Origin of the sequence: Amycolatopsis sp. GA6-003, from assembly GCF_046267895.1 — a bacterium.
Taxonomy (GTDB): Bacteria; Actinomycetota; Actinomycetes; order Mycobacteriales; family Pseudonocardiaceae; genus Amycolatopsis.
Window position 1 is genome coordinate 7,816,837 of sequence record NZ_CP176499.1, and the last position, 21,093, is coordinate 7,837,929.

Annotated in this window: 19 protein-coding genes; 8 read left to right on the forward strand and 11 right to left on the reverse strand. The window is 70.2% G+C overall.

Features of this window, described 5'->3' with window-relative positions; translation table 11 throughout:
* Positions 1 to 2: 2 nt before the first annotated feature.
* Positions 3 to 998, reverse strand: a complete 996-nt coding sequence (locus F9C12_RS35270) for a LacI family DNA-binding transcriptional regulator (protein WP_409463318.1) — start codon at positions 996 to 998, stop codon at positions 3 to 5.
* A 91-nt stretch (positions 999 to 1,089) separates the two neighbouring features.
* Here F9C12_RS35270 and pucD point away from each other — a divergent pair, with 91 nt between their 5' ends.
* From pucD to F9C12_RS35285, 3 genes are read left to right on the forward strand one after another with little or no spacing between them, the layout of a single operon-like run.
* On the forward strand, positions 1,090 to 3,378 hold the full coding sequence (gene pucD / locus F9C12_RS35275) for a xanthine dehydrogenase subunit D (protein ID WP_409467128.1): 2,289 nt from the start codon (positions 1,090 to 1,092) through the stop codon (positions 3,376 to 3,378).
* A 26-nt stretch (positions 3,379 to 3,404) separates the two neighbouring features.
* Positions 3,405 to 4,283: an FAD binding domain-containing protein gene (locus F9C12_RS35280; RefSeq protein ID WP_409186077.1), complete on the forward strand. Its 879-nt coding sequence runs from the start codon at positions 3,405 to 3,407 to the stop codon at positions 4,281 to 4,283.
* On the forward strand, positions 4,274 to 4,747 hold the full coding sequence (locus F9C12_RS35285) for a (2Fe-2S)-binding protein (protein WP_409463319.1): 474 nt from the start codon (positions 4,274 to 4,276) through the stop codon (positions 4,745 to 4,747). Before F9C12_RS35280 ends, F9C12_RS35285 begins: the two co-directional genes overlap by 10 nt.
* Positions 4,748 to 5,615: 868 nt before the next feature.
* Here F9C12_RS35285 and F9C12_RS35290 read toward each other — a convergent pair.
* Positions 5,616 to 6,395 (reverse strand): PIG-L family deacetylase, encoded by a 780-nt coding sequence (locus F9C12_RS35290; RefSeq protein ID WP_409463320.1) that lies wholly within the window; start codon positions 6,393 to 6,395, stop codon positions 5,616 to 5,618.
* A gap of 208 nt (positions 6,396 to 6,603) precedes the next feature.
* Here F9C12_RS35290 and F9C12_RS35295 point away from each other — a divergent pair, with 208 nt between their 5' ends.
* Positions 6,604 to 7,956: a TrpB-like pyridoxal phosphate-dependent enzyme gene (locus F9C12_RS35295; RefSeq protein ID WP_409463321.1), complete on the forward strand. Its 1,353-nt coding sequence runs from the start codon at positions 6,604 to 6,606 to the stop codon at positions 7,954 to 7,956.
* Between the two features lie 408 nt (positions 7,957 to 8,364).
* Here the strand turns inward: F9C12_RS35295 and F9C12_RS35300 are convergent, their stop codons facing one another.
* The 5 genes from F9C12_RS35300 to F9C12_RS35320 all read right to left on the reverse strand — a co-directional run bounded on the left by F9C12_RS35300 (position 8,365) and on the right by F9C12_RS35320 (position 12,938).
* Positions 8,365 to 9,558 carry an RNA polymerase sigma factor gene (locus tag F9C12_RS35300; protein WP_409463322.1) on the reverse strand — a complete coding sequence of 398 codons (1,194 nt, stop codon included), beginning with the start codon at positions 9,556 to 9,558 and terminating at the stop codon, positions 8,365 to 8,367.
* The gene (locus F9C12_RS35305; protein WP_409463323.1) at positions 9,555 to 9,914 is read right to left on the reverse strand and encodes a YciI family protein; all 360 of its coding nucleotides are present in this window, start codon (positions 9,912 to 9,914) and stop codon (positions 9,555 to 9,557) included. Before F9C12_RS35305 ends, F9C12_RS35300 begins: the two co-directional genes overlap by 4 nt.
* Positions 9,915 to 10,005: 91 nt before the next feature.
* Positions 10,006 to 11,592, reverse strand: coding sequence for a hypothetical protein (locus F9C12_RS35310; RefSeq protein WP_409463324.1), 1,587 nt, complete (start codon positions 11,590 to 11,592; stop codon positions 10,006 to 10,008).
* The gene (locus tag F9C12_RS35315) at positions 11,568 to 12,338 is read right to left on the reverse strand and encodes an ABC transporter ATP-binding protein (protein ID WP_409463325.1); all 771 of its coding nucleotides are present in this window, start codon (positions 12,336 to 12,338) and stop codon (positions 11,568 to 11,570) included. Before F9C12_RS35315 ends, F9C12_RS35310 begins: the two co-directional genes overlap by 25 nt.
* 42 nt (positions 12,339 to 12,380) lie before the next feature.
* Positions 12,381 to 12,938, reverse strand: a complete 558-nt coding sequence (locus F9C12_RS35320; RefSeq protein ID WP_409186085.1) for an ester cyclase — start codon at positions 12,936 to 12,938, stop codon at positions 12,381 to 12,383.
* 72 nt (positions 12,939 to 13,010) lie between these two features.
* On the opposite strand from F9C12_RS35320, the gene F9C12_RS35325 reads away from it, so the two are divergent.
* The gene (locus F9C12_RS35325; RefSeq protein WP_409463326.1) at positions 13,011 to 13,688 is read left to right on the forward strand and encodes a TetR/AcrR family transcriptional regulator C-terminal domain-containing protein; all 678 of its coding nucleotides are present in this window, start codon (positions 13,011 to 13,013) and stop codon (positions 13,686 to 13,688) included.
* On the opposite strand, the gene F9C12_RS35330 is transcribed toward F9C12_RS35325, so the two are convergent.
* Together F9C12_RS35330 and araD are read right to left on the reverse strand one after the other, a co-directional pair.
* Complete coding sequence (locus tag F9C12_RS35330) at positions 13,669 to 15,447, reverse strand: VanW family protein (RefSeq protein ID WP_409463327.1); 1,779 nt, start codon at positions 15,445 to 15,447, stop codon at positions 13,669 to 13,671. The two genes, F9C12_RS35325 and F9C12_RS35330, sit on opposite strands and share 20 nt — an antisense overlap.
* 148 nt (positions 15,448 to 15,595) lie before the next feature.
* Entirely contained in the window at positions 15,596 to 17,314 is a 1,719-nt protein-coding gene (gene araD, locus F9C12_RS35335; protein WP_409463328.1) for an L-arabinonate dehydratase, read from the reverse strand.
* A 118-nt stretch (positions 17,315 to 17,432) separates the two neighbouring features.
* Here araD and F9C12_RS35340 point away from each other — a divergent pair, with 118 nt between their 5' ends.
* The 3 genes from F9C12_RS35340 to F9C12_RS35350 are packed head-to-tail and all read left to right on the forward strand — an operon-like array spanning position 17,433 to position 19,596.
* Positions 17,433 to 18,086 (forward strand): GntR family transcriptional regulator, encoded by a 654-nt coding sequence (locus F9C12_RS35340; RefSeq protein WP_409463329.1) that lies wholly within the window; start codon positions 17,433 to 17,435, stop codon positions 18,084 to 18,086.
* 4 nt (positions 18,087 to 18,090) lie between these two features.
* On the forward strand, positions 18,091 to 18,594 hold the full coding sequence (locus tag F9C12_RS35345) for a metallophosphoesterase family protein (protein WP_409186090.1): 504 nt from the start codon (positions 18,091 to 18,093) through the stop codon (positions 18,592 to 18,594).
* 18 nt (positions 18,595 to 18,612) lie between these two features.
* On the forward strand, positions 18,613 to 19,596 hold the full coding sequence (locus F9C12_RS35350; RefSeq protein ID WP_409463330.1) for a PHP domain-containing protein: 984 nt from the start codon (positions 18,613 to 18,615) through the stop codon (positions 19,594 to 19,596).
* Here the strand turns inward: F9C12_RS35350 and F9C12_RS35355 are convergent.
* Complete coding sequence (locus F9C12_RS35355; RefSeq protein ID WP_409463331.1) at positions 19,562 to 20,146, reverse strand: L,D-transpeptidase; 585 nt, start codon at positions 20,144 to 20,146, stop codon at positions 19,562 to 19,564. The genes F9C12_RS35350 and F9C12_RS35355 overlap by 35 nt on opposite strands.
* Positions 20,110 to 20,958 carry a chitosanase gene (locus F9C12_RS35360; RefSeq protein WP_409463332.1) on the reverse strand — a complete coding sequence of 283 codons (849 nt, stop codon included), beginning with the start codon at positions 20,956 to 20,958 and terminating at the stop codon, positions 20,110 to 20,112. The genes F9C12_RS35355 and F9C12_RS35360 overlap by 37 nt, the downstream gene beginning before the upstream one ends.
* Positions 20,959 to 21,093: the final 135 nt, after the last annotated feature.

Consider the following 21,093-nt stretch of genomic DNA (forward strand, 5'->3'; position numbering starts at 1 on the left):
GGTCACTCGCATCCGCAGCTGGCGCGCGCGGTCAGGCGGACGTCGAGGATCCGGTCTTCCGGCTGGGTGTTCTCCCTGAGATGGTCCAGAGTGGACACTGCCGCGTCGGCGAAATCGTCGAAGGAATGCCCGGCGGTGGACAGCGGGGGCCAGCTGTGCGCGGCGGCGTCGGTACCGCCGAAGCCGAGCACCGCAAGGTCGTTCGGCACTGTCAAGCCGAGTTCCGCCGCGACGGTAAGCGTGTCGAGCGCGAGGCCGTCCGCCGTCGCCATGATCGCGCGCGGCCGCTCGGGCGACTGCAGCCACCGCCGGATGTCCGCCCGCGCGGCATGCCGATCGAGGCCGGTGCGGACGACGTTGGCCGCACTCCGCTTCGCCGCCCGCATCGCCTCCGTCCAGCCGCGGGCCCGATCGGCCACCGGCCCGGACCGTGCGGTCCCGGTGAGGCAGCCGATCTCGCGGTAACCGTGGCCGAGCAGGTGCTCGGTGGTCATCCGCCCGCCCGCCTTGTTGTCCAGCACCACGGACGGCGCGGCGCTGCCGGACGGGGCGCGGTGGTGCAGGTAGACGACCGGGACGTCCAAAGTGGAGTGAGTCGCCGCCGCGCCGGCGATCTCGGCGCGGACCAGCAGCAGCCCGTCGACCCGCATGTTCGCCAGCGATTCGGCGTACCGCAGCTCCTGCTCCCGGGAGAATGCCGAATTCCCGAGCAGGACAAGGGATCCGCGGGCGAACGCGGCCCGCTCGACCGCGTGCGTGAGCTGGGTGAAGTAGCCCTCGCTGCTGTCCGGCACGACCAGCCCGAGCACGTTGCTGCGGGTGGACCGCAACGCCCGCGCGACGAGGTTCGGCCGGTACCCGAGTTCGGCGATCGCCCGCTCGACCCGCTCCCGGGTGGCGGGCGCGACCGGGCGCGGGCCGTTGTTGAGCACGTAGCTGACCACGGCCGGCGAGGTGCCCGCCAGCCGTGCGACGTCGTCCCGGGTGACCCGCTGCATGCGCCAGACGATACCCGAAGAGCCGTTGACAGTCCCGGTCTACACGTGTTGAATCCGTGCAGTCGGCAAAGCAGGAGAGCTGGTGGTCACTGTGGACTCGCTGGTACGCGCCGCGGAAACCGGAAAAGCCGCCGGGGTGGGCGAAAGCGCCCTCCGGCCGGACGGCGCGGCCAAGGTGACCGGCCGGTTCGCCTATTCCTCGGATTTGTGGATCGAAGGCATGGTCTGGGCGACCACGCTGCGCAGTCCCCACGCGGCCGCGCGGATCCGGTCCATCGACCCGAGCAAAGCGCTCGCCCAGCCAGGCGTGCACGCCGTGCTCACCCACGAGGACGTGCCGGGCGCGAAAACGTACGGAATGAAGTCTCCCGACCAGCCGGTCCTCGCCGTCGACGAGGTCCGCTACCACGGCGAACCGGTGGCGCTGGTCGCCGCGGACGACCCGGAAACCGCGCGGCAGGCGGCGAAACTGATCATCGTCGATTACGAACCGCTGACCCCGGTCACCGATCCGATGACGGTTCTGGACGAGGGCGTCCGTCCCATCCATCCGGACGGAAACCTGGTGCGGCACGTGAAGATCCGCCACGGCGACATGGCGCGCGCCCGCGCCGAAGCGGAGGTCGTGGTCGCCGGCGAGTACGAGGTCGGCATGCAGGACCAGGCTTTCCTCGGTCCGGAATCCGGTCTGGCTATTCCTTCCGAGGACGGCGGCGTCGAGCTTTACGTTTCCTCGCAATGGCTGCACAAAGACCTGGAGCAACTGGCCCCTTGCCTGGGTTTGCCGCCGGAAAAAGTGCGGCTGACCCTGGCCGGAGTCGGCGGTGCCTTCGGCGGGCGAGAAGATCTGTCCGTCCACGTGCACGCCTGCATGCTGGCCCTGCGCCTCGGCCGTCCAGTCAAGATGTCTTACAACCGCTACGAATCCTTCTTCGGCCACGTGCACCGTCACCCGGCGAAAATGCGTTACGAACACGGAGCCACCAAGGACGGCCGCCTGGTCTACGTCAAAGCCCGCCTGGTTTTGGACGGCGGTGCTTACACCTCGACGTCGCCAGTAGTGATCGCCAATGCCTGCTACTTCGTCACCGGTGCGTACGACGTCCCGAACGCCGAAATCGACGGCCTCGCGGTATTCACGAACAACCCACCCTGCGGTGCGATGCGCGGTTTCGGTGCGGTGCAATCGGCCTACGGCTGCGAGTCCAATATGGACAAACTGGCGCACGCACTAGGCATGGACCCGCTGGAACTGCGCCTCCGCAACGCCATGACCACCGGCACCGTCCTGCCGACCGGCCAAGCCGTCGACGGACCCGCCCCGGTCGCGGAACTGCTGCAAGCCCTCCGCGATCGCCCGCTGCCGCCATCCGGTTCTCTGGACTTGCTCTCCCTGCCCGGTGGAGCCGCCAACACGACGCACGGCGAGGGGGTGCGCCGCGGAGTCGGCTACGCGGTCGGGGTGAAAGCGATCGGCTACTCGGGAGGCGTCGACGACATCTCGACCGCGCGAGTCGCACTGACGGTGGTCAACGGCGCCCCGGTGGTCTCGGTGCACACCGCCGCCGCGGAATGCGGACAGGGCGTCACGACGGTGCAGGCACAGGTGGCGAGCACGGAACTGGGCGTCTCCCGGGTAGTCGTCCTCCCCGCGGACACCCAAGTCGGCGACGCCGGTTCCGCGTCCGCATCCCGGATGACGTGGATGTCCACCGGCGCGGTGCAGGGCGCCTGCCGCTACCTCGCTCGCGAACTCCTGCGCCGCGCTTCCGGCTCCTCCTTGGCCGACGACCAAGTCTTGGACAGCGCCGGACGCCCGGTGTGCTCCATCGCCGACGCGCTGGGTTCGGACACGCTTGAGCACACCTTCGAGTACCACCACCGCCCGACCCAAGGCATCGACCCGGAGACCGGCCAGGGCAACGCGCACATCGCGTTCGCCTTCGCCGCGCACCGGGCGGTGGTGGACGTGGACGTCGAGCTGGGTTTGGTGAAGGTGGTCGAGCTGGCGACCGCGCAGGACGTCGGCAAGGCGATGAACCCGCTGGCCGTGGAAGGCCAGATCGAAGGCGGCAGCGTCCAGGGCCTGGGGCTGGCGCTGATGGAGGAGATCCTGGTCGACCGCGAGGGCCGGGTGCGGAATCCGTCGTTCACGGACTATCTGATCCCGACCGTGCTGGACGTCCCGCCGATGCCGATCAGCCTGTTCGAATTCCCGCACCCGGATTCGCCGTACGGCTTGAACGGCGTGGGGGAGCCGCCCACCCTGTCGTCGACGCCGGCGATCCTGAACGCCCTCCGCGACGCTACCGGTTTGGCCCTGCCGAACGCTCCCATCCGCCCCGACGACATCGCGCTGGGCTTGCGTGCCGCTTCGTGACTTCCCCGCCTCCCGGAGGTGCTCCCGTGGATTTCCTGACCCCGACGACCTGGGCCGAAGCCCTGGCGGTCAAATCCGACCGCCCGGACGCCGTCCCGTTGGCAGGCGGCACTGATGTCCTGGTCGAACTCAACTTCGACCACCGCCGCCCGCCCGCGCTGCTCGACCTCACCCGCGTCCGCGACCTGGCCGAATGGACCGAAAAGGACGGCCGGATCCGCCTGGGCGCGGGCGTGCCCTACACGCGAATCATCACCGAATTGGGCACTCGCCTCCCCGGCCTGGCGATGGCGAGCCGCACTGTGGGCTCCCCGCAAATCCGCAACCGAGGCACCGTCGGCGGCAACCTGGGCGCGGCGTCCCCGGCCGGAGACACCCACCCGATGCTGCTGGCCTGCGACGCGACAGTCGAGGTCGCGTCGGTGCGCGGCACCCGAATGATCCCGGCGACGGAGTTCTACCAAGGCGTGAAACGCAATGCTCTAGCCCCGGACGAGCTGATCGCCGCCATCCACCTCCCGATCGCGACCGGCCCGCAACAGTTCGCGAAGGTCGGCACCCGCAACGCGATGGTGATCGCCGTGTGCTCGTTCGCACTGGACTTGGCCCCGGAAACAGGCTGGGCAGGCGCGGCGATCGGATCGGCCGCCCCGACCCCGCGCCGAGCCACCGCCGCCGAAGACTTCCTCCGCGACGCCCTGGCCGAGCGCTGGGCCTCGCGTTCCCCGCTGCCGGACCCGCTCGTGCACCGGTTCGGCGAACTGGCCGCGAGCGCCGCGTCGCCCATCGACGACGTCCGGGGCAGCGCCGACTACCGCGTGCACGCGATCGCCGTACTGGCCCGCCGGACGTTGAGCTGGGCCTGGGAAGACTATCGGAAAGGCGGGCAGCCGAAATGCGCCTGAACCTCACGGTCAACGACGAGCCGCGCACCGTGGACGAGGTGTGGGAAGGGCAGAGCCTGCTCTTCGTGCTGCGCGACCAGCTCGGCCTGCCAGGCTCGAAAAACGCCTGCGAACAAGGCGAATGCGGTTCGTGCACGGTGTATTTGGACGGTACCCCGGTGTGTTCGTGCCTGGTCGCCGCCGGCCAAGCCGAGGGCAGAAACGTCCGCACGGTCGAAGGCTTGGCGGACGGCGACCAACTGGACGCAGTACAACAGGCCTTCGTAGACGCCGGCGCAGTCCAATGCGGTTTCTGCACGCCGGGTTTGGTGGTCGCCGCGCACGAGCTGGTGCACCGGGTGCCGACCCCGTCAGATCCGGAAATCCGCGAGGCATTGGCAGGCAACCTGTGCCGCTGCACAGGATACGAAAAAATCCTCGACGCGGTCCGGTTGGCTTCGGCTCGGGTCGGGGGGTCGGCTTGACGCTGGTTTTGCGGAGTGGCTGTCCGGTCAGCAATCCCGCCTGTTCCAGGGTTCGCCGACGACTGTTCTCCCCGCCGCTTCTCCCTGCCCGGACCATAGGCACCTGTCGACGCTGACTTTTGCCGTCTCGTCGGATGTTCTCTGTCCGGACCAGAGGCACCTGCCGATGCTGACTTTTGCCGTCTCGTCGGATGTTCTCTGCCCGGACCAGAGGCACCTGCCGATGCTGACCTGTCGTCCCGCCGATGCTCCTGCTTGGAAGACACGCCTGCCGACGCCGAGCTGTCCTCCCGCCGATCGGGCCCGATCCGCCGACCCGGCACCAGGAACCGCGCCCACGGCTGACCGCCCCCGCCAGTGCCACCACGAGCCCCGGCCCGGTCCCGCCGGAATCTTGCGCCGTAGCCCTGGGCCGCGCAGCTCGCCCGAGCCACCCGCAGACCCGCGACGACGACCCGCGACGGCAGGTTCCTCCGGACGCGTCGCGGACCCACGGTCCACCGCAGCGCCGGACGACTGCCGGTTCGTCCGAGCCGACCCCGGCCCCACTGTCCGCGGCGGCAACGCACGTCCGTCGATTCGCCCAGGCCCTCCCACACCCGCACCCCGCCCGCCCCGCCGCCCGCGGCGGCAACGCGCGTCCGTCGATTCGCCCAGGCCCTCGCACACCCGCACCCCGCCCGCCCCGCTGTTCGCGGCGGCAACGCGCGTCCGTCGATTCGCCCAGGCCCTCGCACACCCGCACCCCGCCCGCCCCGCTGTTCGCGGCGGCAACGCACGTCCGTCGGTTCGCCCAAAGCACAAGCCAGCCCATCCCGGACCCACACCCCGCCCCGGCCCCTGCTCCCGGCGACTCGCCCCAGCCCGGTCAGAGGCCCTTCATCAGATCCGTCTCCGTCACCCCCGGTCCCTGTCCTTCCCGGATGAACCATTCCGTCCCGAATGCCTCGCCGAACTTGTCGTCCGGCAGGGCCAGGAAGAACGACTCCTCGCTGATCTGGCTCCGGTGCGCGCGCATCGCCGCCCGCTTCGCCTTCAGGTAGGCCTTGACGTCCACCTCGGCGGTCAGTTCGGCTTCCGGTTTGCCGATGGCCATCTCCTCGTCCGGGCCGCCCTCTTCGCCCGCTGCGCGTGCGGCTTCGGCGGCTCGGCGGATCTGGTCCCGGTTCGCCGAACCCTGGTAGACCCGCGGCGTGCCCGCGAGTTCGGCCGCGCGCATGCCTACGCGGTGGACCTGGATGTGGTCCGGGTGGCCGTAGACGCCGAAGTCGTCGTACACCGTCAGCACGTCGGCCGACTCCTCGCGCAGGATCGCTGCCAGCCGCTCCGCCGCTTCCTCCACCGGGGCGGTCCAGAACGTGCCCGGAGCGTCGTTCGACGGGTCGCCCATCATCCCGGAGTCCTGGTATCCCAAGAACTCCACGCGCGAGACGCCCAGCACCTCGGCCGCCTCGTGCGTTTCCCGCACCCGGCGGTCCGCTAGCTGCTCGCCGTCGTCGAGCAGGCCTTCGGGGATCTCGCCCTTTTCTCCGCGCGTGGCCACCACGAGCACCACCCGGTGGCCCTCGTCAGCCGCCTTGCGCATCACGCCGCCGGTCATGATCGCCTCGTCGTCCGGATGGGCGTGGAACGTCACCAATGTCGCCATGCCCACGAACCTACCGGCACCCACCGACAAAAACCGGCGCCCGCGGAAAACCGCTTCCGGAAAAGCAGCCACACCCTCCATTGTGGACAGGTCGCCCACACGGGTGGACCTGCCGCTTTATCCGCGCGAGGGGTCCCCTCGCGCGCTCCGGCGCTTGGCTTCTCCCGCCGCCCGGCTTACGTTGGGTTCCGCCGACCGAGGAGGCGTCATGGCAGAACGAACGAAATACATCCTGGACGAGGCCGATCTCCCGGCGCAGTGGTACAACGTGGTGCCGGACCTGCCCGAGCCGCCGCCTCCGCCGCTGCACCCGGGAACCCGCGAGCCCGTCGGGCCCGAGGACCTGGCCCCGCTGTTCCCGCGGGCGCTCATCGAGCAGGAAGTCGCCACCGAGCGCTACGTCGACATTCCCGAGGAAGTCCGGGACGTCTACCGGCTCTGGCGTCCGTCCCCGCTCTACCGCGCCCGCCGGCTGGAGAAGGCGCTCGGGACCCCGGCCCGGATCTACTACAAGTACGAGGGCGTCAGCCCGGTCGGCTCGCACAAACCGAACACCGCTGTGCCGCAAGCGTTCTACAACGCGGCCGAGGGCGTCACGCGGCTCACCACCGAGACCGGCGCCGGGCAGTGGGGGAGCGCGCTGGCGTTCGCGTGCGCGACGTTCGGGCTTTCCTGCGAGGTCTGGCAGGTGCGGGCGTCGTACGACCAGAAGCCGTACCGCAAGCTGATGATGGAGACGTTCGGCGCGCAGGTGTACCCGAGTCCATCGGACCGGACTGCCGCTGGACGGGCGATCCTGGCGGAGAACCCGCGGTCGACGGGCAGCCTCGGAATCGCGATCAGCGAGGCGGTCGAGCAGGCCGCGGCGGATCCGGGTGCGCGGTACGCGCTGGGAAGCGTGCTCAACCACGTGCTGCTGCACCAGACGGTCATCGGCGAGGAAGCGCTCCGGCAGTTCGAACTGGCCGGGGACACCCCGGACGTGCTCGTCGGCTGCACCGGCGGCGGCTCCAACTTCGGCGGGCTCGCTTTCCCGTTCCTGCGGGAAAAACTGGCCGGCCGGATGAACCCGGTGATCCGCGCGGTCGAACCGGCGGCCTGCCCGACCCTCACCCGCGGCCGCTACGCCTACGACTTCGGCGACACCGCCGGTCTCACGCCGCTGCTGAAAATGCACACGCTCGGCCACGGCTTCATCCCGGACCCGATCCACGCCGGCGGCCTGCGCTACCACGGGATGTCGCCGCTGATCTCGCACATTTACGAACTGGGCCTCATCGAGGCGCTCGCGATCGGCCAGCAGGAGTGTTTCGCAGCGGGGGTGCAGTTCGCCCGCACGGAAGGCATCATTCCCGCGCCCGAACCGACGCACGCACTGGCCGCGTGCATTCAGGAAGCGTTGCGCTGCAAGGAGACTGGCGAAGAGAAGGTGATCCTGACGGCACTCTGCGGACACGCGCACCTCGACCTCCCCGCGTACGGCGCGTATCTGGCGGGGGACATGGTGGACAACGAACTGCCGGACACGGCACTGGAGGAATCACTGGCGGCGCTTCCTTGAGGGGCGCGGGTGGCGGATTGGAGAGGAGAGGCTACGGGAGTTAGCGGACAGACGAAGCTGCGCTAGAGGGCTGGCAGGGAGTGCACGGCTGGCTGGTGCGCGGGCAGGGACGGCTGGGGCTGCTTGGGCGGAAGCAGAACCCTGCCGAACCTAGCTGTGGCGGGTGCTCGTGGGCTGGTCGATGGAATTGCTGTCGTTCGGCGCCGGGCGGCGGAAAGTGGAAGCTGGCGGGGGAGGAGGATAATTTGTAGCGTGCGCTAGCAGGTTGACCTGGGCGGCGCGTACCTGCCGATCGACGCGCGCGCCCTGCGCTGGTGCATGAGCGGTGCCTGGCGCTGTCTCGGGCAAGCCGAGGCCCAGCAAGCGAACTGTGTCTGGGCGTACCTGCGCTGGTGCGGCTGACGGCGTTCAGACATCCTCGGCGAGGCGGGACCGGCGCGTTTCCAGGAACGTTCGCTCAGTCTCGTTGGTTGCCAACACGATCGCCTCGGTATAAGCGGCCTCCGCTTCGGCCGTGCGGCCCAGGCGGGACAAGAGGTCTGCTCGGGTGGCGGGCAGCAGGTGGTAGCCGGGCAAGTCCAGTTCGTCCACCAGGGCCAGGGCCAGTTCCGGGCCGTGGACTTCGGCTACCGCGACGGCGCGGTTCAGGGCGACGACGGCGGTCGGGGTGTGGGCCAGGAGCTGGTCGTAGAGGGCCAGTACTTGCGGCCAGTCCGTCGCGGCGCCGTCGGTGTGGACGGCGTTGATCGCGGCTTGCAGCTGGTATGGCCCGGGCTGGCCGCGGCGCAGGCATTGCTTTACCAGGGCGTGGCCTTCGGCGATCAGGGACTGGTTCCACAGCGAGCGGTCCTGCTCGGCCAGCACTACCAGGTCGCCCGAGGAATCGACGCGGGCCGGGCGGCGGGCTTCGATCAGCAAGAGCAGGGCCAGCAGGCCTTGGACTTCCGGTTCGTCCGGCATCAGGTCGGCCAGGGCACGCGTCAGCCGCACGGCTTCCAGGCACAGGTCCGTTCGCACCAGGGGGCCGGAAGTCGAGGTGTAGCCCTCGTTGAACACCAGGTAGAGCACCGTGAGCACGGAGGCGAGGCGGTCGGGCAGGGCGGCCTCGTCGGGGACCCGGTACGGGATGCCCGCGTCGCGGATTTTCTTCTTGGCCCGCACGATGCGCTGGGCGATCGTCGGTTCCGGCACCAGGTACGCACGGGCGATCTCGGCGGTCTCCAGGCCGCCCAGCAGGCGCAGGGTGAGGGCGGTCTGCGCCAGCGGCGACAGGGCCGGGTGGCAGCAGGTGAAGATCATCCGCAACTGGTCGTCGCGCACGGGGCCCGCCTCTGCTGGTTCGTCGGGCTGGTGGAGGAGCAGGGCTTGCGCGTGCCGGGCCTCCCGGGTGGATTCCCGGCGCAGGCGGTCGATCGCGCGGTTTCGGGCGGTGGTCACGATCCAGGCGCCCGGATTGGCCGGCCAGGACTCGGCCCAGGCGGTGACGGCGGTGGCGAAGGCGTCCTGCACCGCCTCCTCGGCCAGTCCGATGTCGCCGAGGAGGCGGGCCAGGGTGGCGACGCAGCGGCCGTACTCGGCTCGGTAGACCGCGTCCAGCGTCACGCGACGTCCTCCGGGCCGTCGGCGAACGGGCGTACTTCGACGGGGCTGCCGCAAGCCTGCGCGCACTTGTCCGCCCAGGACAGGGCCTCGTCCAGGTCCGCGCATTGGACTACCCAGAATCCGGCGAGCTGCTCCTTCGTTTCGGCGAACGGGCCGTCGGTCATCGTGACGCCGCCGTTCGCGGGACGGACCACGGTGCTGGCGTGCGAGGGGCGCAGACCGCCGACGAACACCCAGGAGCCGGCCGCTTTCATGTCGTCGGTGACCTTGCCGGTGCGGGCCATCTGGGCGGCCAGTTCGGCACCGGTCTCCAGCGTCGTTTCGTCTGCGTGGACGGCCAGCAGGTACTGCTTCATCGCGAACTCCTCGACCAGGGGGTCTCTTGCCTTGGCTACGAACGCGCGCTCCGCCTTTCGACACGTCGGCAAAAAACGCGGGAAAAACCTGTCACCGTTCTTTGGAGACGGTCGCCAGCAGCTCCGGGCCCCGCGCCGCCAGCCGTTGCTGGGCGAGCCGACCCCACCACCACGCGAGCGCGATGCCGGTCGCGATCCCGGCGGGGATGCCCAGCCACTGCAGCACCGGAAGGTCCGCGAGCTTCCCGGCCACGCACAGCGCCACCACCGGCAACGCACCGAGCACGATGAGCAGCGTGGTCGCCAGCATCAGGGCGGCCCGGGCGCATCCGGGCCGCCCGCCGGACGACCACGGGCTGCCGCTGCGGCGTTGGTCCGGAAGCGGGAAGGCCAGGAAGACGGATTGCAGCATCAGGACCCCGGCGCCGGCGCCCAGCGTTGCCGGCACCAGGCCGAGGACCCACGGGTACGCGTCCGGGACGCCGGTGACGCCGGGCAAAACCAGGGCCAGCACCACCGCCACCGGGGCGACGATGAGCGCCCACGCCAGTTGGCGGCCGCGGATGTCCGCGCGTTCGGCGCCGGGGACGACCAGCGTGTGCCACAGGGCGCTGCCGTCCATTCCGTACAGGTTGCCGGACTGCATGGAGGCGAAAAGCACCACTGCGACACCGAAATACGGCAGCATCACCGACCGGCCACCGCCGCCGGACAGGGCTGGCACGACGGTGATGACGAACCCGATGAGGAGCGTCGACAGCAGGGCGACGCGTCGGCGGGCGTCCCGCCACCAGGTGAAAAGCTCCTTGCGCGCCACGGCGCCCACTGGCGTCGAAGGCAGCAGGCTGCGCCGCGTGCGAGTGGCTTTCGCGCGGGTGCGGGAGGCGCCGCGGAAGGACGGCGTGGTGACCTGGCGGGCCAGCAACGCGCCCCAGAGCACGACCAGAACCGCCACGACACCGAGCAATGCGGCGAAGAGACCGCCGGCGGTGCCCCATTCGCCGGTCCCGGCGGCGTGCACCGCGAGCGTGCCCCAGCCGGACGGGAGTGCGTGCACGACGCTGACGAAACCGGGCAGCTGGCCGTTGACGATCGCCGGGGCGACGCTGTTGATCACGTAGTTCACCGCGACGCCGGACAACCCGGTGAGCGCCACCAGGATGATGCCCAGTTCCTTGCCCTTGCGCGACGTCAGCAGCGCACCCAGCGCGGCCATCACCACGCGGTACAGCAGCACCACGAACGCCAGCTGCAGCACGGTGAACACGAGGCCGACGAGCGCGGCGCCGGGGCCGAACCGCAGCCCGTAGAACACCAACCCGAGGAACGCCAGCAGGCTCACCAGCGCGGTGACGCCCACGAAGCTCGCCGCGAGCAGCCCGACCGCCAGCTTGCGGCAGCCGATCGGCAGCAGCGCGAAGTGTTCCGGCCGCAGCGTGTCGTCCCCGCCGCCGGTCGCGATCGGGGCGAGCACCCAGCCCGCCATCCACACCGCGTAGACCGAGGTGAGCAGGTCCACGGTGATCCGCGCTTCCGGAGCCGGGAACACCGCGATGCCGATGGTGACCAGAGCCGCCAGCAGGCCGAAGAGGCCGCCGACGATCATTCCGGCGATTTGCCGCCCGCGCAGCGAATTGCGCAGGACCCGCAGCTTCAGTCGGACGAGGACGCCAACCACGCCAGCCCCTCCGCTCCACTGGTCCGCCCGCCGACGATGTGCACGAACGCGTCCTCCAGCGTGCCTTCGCCCCGCACGTCGGCCACCGCGCCCGCGGCGACGACGCGGCCGCGCGTGATCACCGCGACGTGGCTGCACAGCTGTTCCACCAACGCCATCACGTGGCTCGACAGCACCACCGCGCCGCCGGAGGCGACGAACCGCTGCAGGATCGTGCGGATGGTCGACGCCGAAACCGGGTCCACCGCCTCGAACGGCTCGTCCAGCACCAGCAGCCGGGGGCCGTGCAGCAGCGCCGTCGCGAGGCCGATTTTCTTGCGCATGCCCGCGGAATAGTCGATGACGAGGGTGCGCTCGGCGTCCGTCAGCTCCAGCACGCCGAGCAGTTCCTGGGCGCGTTCGGCGACCGTGTCCGGCGCGAGCCCGCGCAGCAGGCCCATGTACGTCAGCAGTTCCCGCCCGGTGAGCCGTTCCGGAATGGACAATCCGTCCGGAAGAACGCCGATCAGGCTTTTCGCCCGTTCCGGTTCCCGCCAGACGTCCACGCCGAACACGCGCGCCTCGCCGGAATCCGGCCGGAGCAAGCCGACCGCCATCGACAGCGACGTCGTTTTCCCGGCTCCGTTGGGGCCGACGAGGCCGAAGAACGACCCGCGCGGCACTTCCAGCCGCACGTCGTCTGCTGCCAGCGTTGTCCCGAACCGTTTGGTGAGTCCGTAAAGCCCCATGGCCGCGTCGTCGGACACCGGTTCCCCCTTCCCGTGGTGTGCGCCCGACTGTACGCGGGGTCACCGACAAAAAGCGGGCGGAGTGGTCTCGGAAAGCCGCGGATCCGGATCGCCGGACATCGCCAGCAGCCCGCGCACCGCGCGCACGAGCTTGGGCCACGAGGCGGGTTTCCGGATGTCGCAGGCGCGCAGCAATTGGCGGAGCATGGTGAGCGTGTCGAAGTAAATCCGTTCGCACACCAGCTGTTCGTCCGCGTCGAAGAGGAAGTACGCGGTCATCCGGACCCGGAACCGCTGCCCGGTGGGCGGGATCTTCCCGAGCGGCCCGCGGTGGGTGCCGAGAAGCCAGAACTCGACGATCACCGCGTCGGCGCTGTGCCGCAGCGCGATGATTTCGTGGTCTTGATCGGGAAACGCGCGGCGCGTTTCGTCGTAGTACCCGCGCACCGCGGCATCGCCGTCGTGCACGGTCATCGTCGGGACGATCTCGTAGTGCGGATGCGGGAACGTCGCGAGCACGTCGTCCCAGTCCTGGCGCACCTCGTCGCGGAAGTGGTCGAGGACGAGCTTGTGCCGGGCACGCAGCACTTCGGGCGCGGGGATGGCCAACGGGTCCACGGGTTCCTCCAAACCGGAAGCCGCAATTTAACCCACGCTGTGGATTTAACGCAAGTGCGCCATGATGGAGCCGTGAACACCACGACCCGCCGGGGACGCCCGCGCAAGGGAGACGCCAGGCTGTCGAGGGAGGCGATCCTGACCGCCGCGCTGGAAGCAGTCGACGCCGGCGGAGCGGCAGCGGTGAGCATGCGGACCGTCGCGCAACGGCTTGGCGTGGACGCGAAGAGCCTCTATCACCACATCGACGGCAAGGAAGCCTTGCTCGACGCCGTCGCCGGGCACGTGCTCGGCGGAATCGACCTCCCGGAGCCGACCGGGCAGCCCGAGGAAGACCTGCGCGCGATCGCCCAGTCCTTCCGGAAAGCCACGCGCGCGCATCCGCAGGCCGCGGCGCTGGTGCTGACCAGGCAGTTGCCGTCGATCGCCGCGCTCGCCCCGGTCGAGGCGGTGCTTTCGGTGCTGCGCAAGGCAGGCGCGTCCCCCGAGGAGGCGGTGCACCTGCTGCGCTCGCTTCTGTCGGTCGTCGTCGGCTCGCTCCTGCGCGAGGCCGGTGCGGGACCGGCGTTCGGCGTCACCGACGAAGCCGGAATCGCCCGTCGCCGCACCGAATTGGAGCAGACCGGGCTTCCCGCCGTGGTCGAATCCGCGCCGCATCTGGCGCGGTGCGATCACGAAGCGGAGTTCTCCTTCGCCGTCGATCTAGCGGTGGCCGCCACGATGCAGCGACTCACTGTTCCCCGCAGGTGATCTTCGGCTGCGGGTTGTAGCGGACCGACCGCGTGTGCCGCGAAACTTCCCGGCCCGACGAGGCGTCGCGCAGGATCCGGGTGTCGCTCGCGGTGAACCCGGGCGCGCCGTTGGACGCGTGGCAGTTCTCCGCCGGACCCGGTTTCGTCGGCGGCGGCGTCGGATTCGTCCGCTCGCCGGGGACCGATTCGACGGTGTACCGCTTGGTGCCCCACAGTTTCACCGTGATCGACGACGGCGTCCAGATGGTCTGGATCGCCACGCCGGTGTCCGAGTCGTTGGTGAACTTCAGGTCGATCACGCTGGCGCCGTTGGGATTCTGGAACACCGTCGCCTCGCGCGCGGCCGGATACCGGCTGATGTAGTAGCTGTGTTCCTTGTGCCCGGCGTCCTTCATCCCGGAGAAGTACGCGGCGTTGTACAGCGTGGTGGCGAACTGCGAAATGCCGCCGCCGACCTCGCGGGCCGGCGCGCCGTTCTCGATCACGCCCGCCTCGACGTAGCCCTGCGCGCGCCCGCGCGGGCCGGTGAACCCGTTGAGGCTGAACGTTTCTCCCGGCTTCACGATCGCGCCGTTCACCTTCTCGGCGACCACGCGGATGTTCGTGCCGGAGTCGGGCGCGAACCCGCCGGTGGTGAACTCGCCGATGACTTCCTTGACGCCGAGCTTGTTCGCCTGCTCGGTGGTGACCTTCGCCGGCGTCTTCTTGTAGATCGCCTTCAGCTCGCGGCTGTCGGTCTGCTTCAGCGTGTTCGGCAGCGGTTTGAGGCTCTGCTCCCAGTCGACCGTGTTGCCGTCCGCGGACGGCTCGACGACCGGTTTCCCGCCGGAGAACGCGATCGCCGCGTCCTTGCCCTCCTGCTCGGTGGACTTCAGCTGCGGCGCGAGCGCGTCGGTGACCTTCTTCGGGTCGATCTGCGGGGCGAGGCCGCCGCCGTCGCCCGGGACGAACGTGAGCGCTCCGGCGATCTGCTCCGGCGTCAGCGTCGCGTCCGCGCCCTCGCCCTTGACGATGATCGGCGCGGACACCGCGGGCTTGGCGAACTCGGTGAGCGCGCGCTGAACGCCTTCCGGGGTGGTGCGCACCGGCGTCGGCGCGACCGGAAGCGTCAGCTCGCTGCCCGAAGCCCAGCCGCTGAGCACCTTCGCCCGCGCCGCCGGGACGTCCAGCTTCTGCCCGGTCTGCGGCGGGACCGCGACCGGCGTGGTGCCGTCGAACCGGATCGTGCCCTCGGCGGGCTCCCGGTCGACGCGGCCGCGCAGGTCCTCGAGCGCCGGGTCGAGCTTCGCGGCCTCGACGTGCGACACGACGCCCAGTTCCCGGGTGCTGAAGAACGACGCGAGCCGGGTGAAGGGATTCACCGGCTGGTCGCCCGCCTGGTCGAGGGTGCCGCTCCAGTCGAGCCCCAGCCCGGCCTCGGTCGGCGACAGCTTGGTGTGCGCGTTGCCCGCGGTGACGGTGAGCGGCTGGGTGAGCCGGGGTTCGATCTTCCCGCGCAGCTCGCGTTCGGCGACCGGCCGCTCCAGCCCGCCGACGTCCACGCCGGCCACGACGACGCCGCGCGGCACCCGGCCCTGGCTCGTCAGCAGGTCGATGAGGTAGGCCACGACCAGCACGCCAAGCACGCCTCCGCTGATCCAGCCCGCCTTGCGCAGGCCGCGCCGGCGCGGCGGGGACGGAGGCTCCTCCGGCGCCACGACCGGCAGGATCTCGGTCTGGTCGCTGTCGGTTTCCGGCCAGCGCGGTTCGTACTGCACCTCACGACCCCTTCGATTCGCTGCGGTCAGGGGCACAGCGTACGGGCCGAGCCGGACATGCCGGACTACTGCCCCCAGCGGAACAAACCGGTCACCCTGTGTCGTGAGCGGCGATCCCGGTTCTTGCCGTGATCGGCGCTCACGACCCTCACCCGGCGTCCGGCTCCGGATTGGCTCCGGCGCGGGCCAGGAAGTCGAAGTCGCAGCCCTCGTCGGCCTGCGTGATGTGCTCCGCGTAGAGGGCACCGTAGCCCCGTTCGAATCGGGGCGCAGGGGCGGCCCACGAAGCGAGACGCCGCTCCAGCTCGGCGTCGTCCACCTCCAGCCGCAACGTCCGCGCGGGCACGTCCAGGGTGATCAGGTCGCCGTCGCGGACGAGCGCGAGCGGCCCGCCGACGTGCGATTCCGGCGCCACGTGCAGCACGCACGCGCCGTAGCTGGTCCCGCTCATCCGGGCGTCGGAGATCCGCACCATGTCCCGCACGCCTTGTTCCAGCAGGTGCGCCGGGATCGGCAGCATGCCGTACTCGGGCATCCCGGGGCCGCCGAGCGGACCGGATCCGCGCAGCACCAGCACGGAATCGGCGGTGATGCCCAGCTCCGGATCGTCGATGCGCTTTTTCAGATCCGCGTAGTTGTCGAACACCACTGCCGGACCGGTGTGCGTGAGCAGGGCGGGGTCGGCGGCGATGTGCTTGATCACCGCGCCGCCGGGCGCGAGGTTGCCGCGCAGCACGGCTACTCCGCCTTCGCTGGCGACCGGGTTGTCGCGCGGGCGGATCACGTCGTCGTTGTGCACGCGGGCGTCGGCGAGGGAATCGGCGAGCGGACGCCCGGTGACGGTGATCCGGTCCAGGTGCAGCAGGTCGGTCAAGCGGGACAGCAGGCCGGGCAGGCCGCCCGCGTAGTAGAAGTCCTCCATGAGCCAGTCGCCGCCCGGCCGGATGTTGGCCAGCACCGGCACCCGGCGCGCGATCTCGTCGAAATCCCGCAGGGACAGCGAAATCCCGCTGCGCCCGGCCATCGCGATCAGGTGGATCACCGCGTTGGTCGACCCGCCGAGCGCCAGCACGGTCGTGATCGCGTCGGCGTACGCGCGTTCGTCGAGGATCTTCGCGATCGTCAGGTCCTCCCACACCATGCCCACGATTCGCGCGCCGCTCGCCGCGGCCATCCGGTGGTGCGCGGAATCGACCGCCGGGATCGAGGCCGCGCCGGGCAGCGTCAGCCCGAGCACCTCGGCGGCGGAGGTCATGGTCGACGCGGTGCCCATCGTCATGCAGTGGCCGGGGGAGCGGGCGAGACCGCGTTCCAGCTCGGCCATCTCCCGGTCGCCGATCGTGCCCGCGCGCCGTTCGTCCCAGTACTTCCACATGTCGGTGCCGCTGCCGAGCACCTCGCCGCGCCAGTTTCCGCGCAGCATCGGGCCGGCGGGCACGAAAATCGACGGCAGCCCGGCGCTCGCCGCGCCCATCAGCAGCGCCGGGGTGGTCTTGTCGCAGCCGCCCATCAGCACCGCGCCGTCGACCGGATACGACCGCAGCAGTTCCTCGGTCTCCATCGCCAGCAGATTCCGGTACAGCATCGGCGTCGGCTTCTGATAGGTCTCCGACAGCGTCGCCACCGGGAACTCCAGCGGGAAGCCGCCCGCCTGCCACACGCCGCGCTTGACCTGCTCCGCGCGTTCGCGCAGGTGCTGGTGGCAGGGGTTGATGTCGCTCCAGGTGTTGAGGATGCCGATCACCGGCTTGCCGAGGTGCTCTCCCGGCTCGTAGCCGAGCTGCCGGGCGCGGGTGCGGTGGCTGAAATTCCGCAGGTCGTCGCCGCCGAACCAGCGGTGGCTGCGCAGGTCCTCGGGTGCCTTCATCGCTGCGCGTCCTCTCGGTCGACGGATAGCATCTGATATATGATCGTACGTGTCGACGCTCGGAGACGCCCGCCTGGTTGAATGTGCGGGGACGAGCGCGAAAGCCAGGAGGGTCGGCATGCCGTCCACGTTCAGCCTCCCCGCCTCCCGCACCGAGGTGGTGCTGGAGGAGATCCGGCGCGGCATTCTCGCCCGCGAGCTGGTGCCCGGCCAGCCGCTCGTGGAGGCGGAGCTGGCCGCGCGGCTCGGGGTCTCGAAGACGCCGGTGCGCGAGGCGCTCAAGGTGCTGTCCAACACCGGGCTGGTCACGTTCAGCCCGTACAAGGGCGCGTCGGTGTGCGTGGTCGACGCGGCGCTGGCGCGCTCGGTCTACGACGTGCGGATGGTGCTGGAGCCCGAAGCGCTGCGCCGCGCGGTGCGGGCTTCGGACCGCGAGTCGTTCGAGGAGGCTTCGCAGATCCTCAAGGAAGCGTCGGCCGCGGACGCCGACCAGACCACGTTGAGCCTGCTGAACCGGCGGTTCCACCGCGCGCTGTACGCCGGCTGCGGCAACCCGCTGATGGTCTCGATGCTGGACGATCTGCGCGACCGGGCGGCGCTGATCACCGTGGTCGGCTGGGACGCGAATCCCAGCTGGCGCAAGGAATGGAACGAGCACAAGGCAGTGCTCGCCGCCGCGAAGAAGGGCGACGAGGACGGCGCGGCCGAGCTGCTGCGCGCGCACATCGCGGCGTTCCTCGACCACGTGCTCGAAGCGCTCGGGGAGGAGTGACGACGTGCGGTTGCTGCTCGTCGCGGACACCCACCTGCCGAAGCGGGCGAAGGAGCTGCCCGCGCAGGTCTGGGACGAAGTCGCGCAGGCCGACGTCGTGGTGCACGCGGGCGACTGGGTCGACGTGGACACTCTCGACGCTCTTGAGGCCCGCAGCGCCCGGCTGATCGGCGTGTACGGCAACAACGACGGTCCTGAACTGCGGAAACGCCTGCCCGAGGTCGCCAGGGAGACGCTGGAGGGCGTGCGGTTGGCGGTCGTCCACGAGACCGGTGACGCGAAGGGGCGCGAGGCACGCTGCGACGCGTTGTACCCGGACGTCGACGTGCTGATCTTCGGGCACAGCCACATCCCGTGGGACACGGTGACGCCCGGCGGGCTGCGGCTGCTCAACCCCGGTTCGCCCACCGACCGGCGGCGGCAGCCGTTCTGCACCTATCAGACCGCCGAGATCCGCGACGGCCGGCTGGACCAGGTCGAGCTGCACGAGCTGCCTCGGCGCGGCTGAGCGGGTAGAACAGGAGTCATGGACCCGGCCCGTGCCCTGCGCGACATCGCCTTCCAGCTCGAACGCGCCGGTGAACCGACTTACCGGGTGCGCGCCTTCCGGCAGGCCGCCGCGGTGGTCGAGCGGTTGTCCGAGGACGAACTCGCGGCGCGCGTCGGTGCGAAGTCGCTTCAGGCGTTGAAGGGGATCGGCAAGGCCACAGCTGGGGTCATCGAGGACGCGTGGCACGACCGTACGCCCGCGTACGCGGCGAAGCTGCCTAAAAGCACGCTGCCGGACGGCGGTGCGCTGCGTACCGCGCTTCGCGGCGACTGTCATACGCACTCCGACTGGTCCGACGGCGGCAGCCCGATCCTCGAGATGGCCGAGACGGCCCGCGACCTGGGCCACGAGTGGATCGTGCTCACCGACCATTCGCCACGGCTGACTGTCGCGCGCGGCCTGTCCGCGGAACGGCTTCGCGCGCAGATGGACGAGGTCGCGCGGGTGAACGAGCAGCTGGCACCGTTTCGGCTGCTGCACGGCATCGAGGTCGACATCCTCGACGACGGCGCGCTCGACCAGACCGAGCAGCTGCTGGACCGGCTCGACTTCGTGGTGGCGAGCGTGCACTCGAAGCTGCGGATGCCCGCGCGGGAGATGACGCCGCGGATGCTGGCCGCGATCGAGAACCCGCACGTCCGCGTGCTGGGGCACTGCACGGGACGGCTGGTCGGCGGACGCAGCAGGCCGGAGTCGCAGTTCAACTCGGAGAAGGTGTTCACCGCGTGTCGCGAGAACGGCGTGGCGGTGGAGATCAACTCGCGGCCGGACCGGCTCGACCCGCCGATGCGGTTGCTGCGCCAAGCGGTCGAGCTGGGCTGCGAGTTCGCGATCGACAGCGACGCGCACGCGCCCGGCCAGCTCGACTGGCAGGGTTACGGCTGCGAGCGCGCGGAAAAGGCGGGCATCGGGCCGGATCGGGTGATCAACACGCGGACGGCCGATCAGCTAGTGCGATGACGGGCTTTCGCGCCGGATCGAGCCAGCGCAGGACGGCGATGAGGTCGTCCAGCGCCAGCGCGACGCAGCCCGCGGTCGGCCCGCCGGTGGCCACGTGCAGGAAGAACGCCGAACCGGCGCCGGGCACGACCGGCGAGCGGTTGTAGTCGATCACCACCGCGTGCGTGTACGCCGGACCTGCCGCGCCGAGGTTCTCTCCGGCGGCTTCGTCGAACGGGCCGGAGGCGCCTCGGTAATGCGTGTTGTACCGCGGGGAGTGCACATCGGACACCCACCAGTCCGAAGTGGACACTTGCCGGTAGGGGAGCCGGGTGCCGGGGTTCGGGGCGATGCCGAACGCTTCGGTGAGCGGCCAGGTTCCGGCCGGGGTACGGGAAAGTCCTTCGCGCGCGACGCCGATTCCTTCCGCGCCGACTTCCGCTGGGTACGGACCGAGTGCCCGTACCCAGCGGTCGCCGTCGTGGTCCCACGCGGACGCGCTGTGCGCAGTGACCGCGAGAACCTGCTGCGCGCTCAGTTGATCTCGTACGGGTCGCCGTAGACCTTCCACTTCAGCGGCGTGTGCAGATCGAGGTTGCCGTCGTTGAGGAACACCAGCTGCTCGGTGTCGACGCGGGACGTGTCCGCATGCGCTTCTTCCTTCTTCATGACCACCTTGCGCGCGTCGAGGAACGCCTTGAGGTACGCGGTTTCGTCGCCGCCCTGTGCCGGCGGCTTCGCCTTCGACAGCGCGGCGTCGCGGATGCCGCCGAAGCTGTCGGTGCTGGTGCCGGGGCCGTGCATCACGATGGCGTCGTAGTAGATGAACTGGCCGAGCGCGCCGAGACCGTCGGATTTGCCTTGGTTCACCGCCGGATCGAAGTACACGCGGTCGCGCTCGCTGTTCTGCGCGGCTTGGAACTCCTCGGTGCCCGCGGCTTCCTTCCAGGCGCTTTCGAAGGCCGAGCCGAGACCCTCGTGCGAATCGGAGCCGTTGACCTTCTCCAGCGCGGGCAGGAACTTCGCCAGCGGGTTGTCCGGCACGGCTTGGGTGTAGGCCCGCACCAGTTCGAGCATGTCGCCGGTGCCGGAGCAGAACCCGATGATGCCCGCGGTGTAGCCGCGGCCGTCGCCGATGTCCTCGATGTAGGAGTACTGCTTCTTCCAGTCGAGCGACGAGTTTTCCGCGCTCGACACCAGCTGCATCGCGATCTCCTTCTTCTCCGGAGACGCGAGGTCGCCGCCGGATCCCCGCATTGACGCCGAGGCGGCGAGCGGGGCGGGCGCGGCGGCGGCCGAGAGAGCGGGAGTGCCGAGGACGAGAGCGAGGGCCGAGGCAGCCGTGAGACCGGCGACCAGCGTGGGCCGCATCGTCTTGCGCATGAGGGGAATCCCTTTCCGCGGTACGTGGGCAAGGCGGCCGGACCGGCGAATGGACCGGTTCCGGGTACTGCTGCGGCGTAGCGCCACGATAACCGAGCGTGAAGCGGCGAGGCAAGGGATACGAAGATTTTTCCC

Bases quoted from the DNA above. Each gene is read 5' to 3' on its own strand.
- F9C12_RS35270 (WP_409463318.1), bottom strand. From the start codon at position 998: ATGCAGCGGGTCACCCGGGACGACGTCGCACGGCTGGCGGGCACCTCG.
- F9C12_RS35295 (WP_409463321.1), top strand. From the start codon at position 6,604: ATGGCAGAACGAACGAAATACATCCTGGACGAGGCCGATCTCCCGGCG.
- F9C12_RS35350 (WP_409463330.1), top strand. From the start codon at position 18,613: ATGGACCCGGCCCGTGCCCTGCGCGACATCGCCTTCCAGCTCGAACGC.
- F9C12_RS35285 (WP_409463319.1), top strand. From the start codon at position 4,274: ATGCGCCTGAACCTCACGGTCAACGACGAGCCGCGCACCGTGGACGAG.
- F9C12_RS35305 (WP_409463323.1), bottom strand. From the start codon at position 9,914: ATGAAGCAGTACCTGCTGGCCGTCCACGCAGACGAAACGACGCTGGAG.
- F9C12_RS35360 (WP_409463332.1), bottom strand. From the start codon at position 20,958: ATGCGCAAGACGATGCGGCCCACGCTGGTCGCCGGTCTCACGGCTGCC.
- araD (WP_409463328.1), bottom strand. From the start codon at position 17,314: ATGAAGGCACCCGAGGACCTGCGCAGCCACCGCTGGTTCGGCGGCGAC.
- F9C12_RS35290 (WP_409463320.1), bottom strand. From the start codon at position 6,395: ATGGCGACATTGGTGACGTTCCACGCCCATCCGGACGACGAGGCGATC.
- F9C12_RS35340 (WP_409463329.1), top strand. From the start codon at position 17,433: ATGCCGTCCACGTTCAGCCTCCCCGCCTCCCGCACCGAGGTGGTGCTG.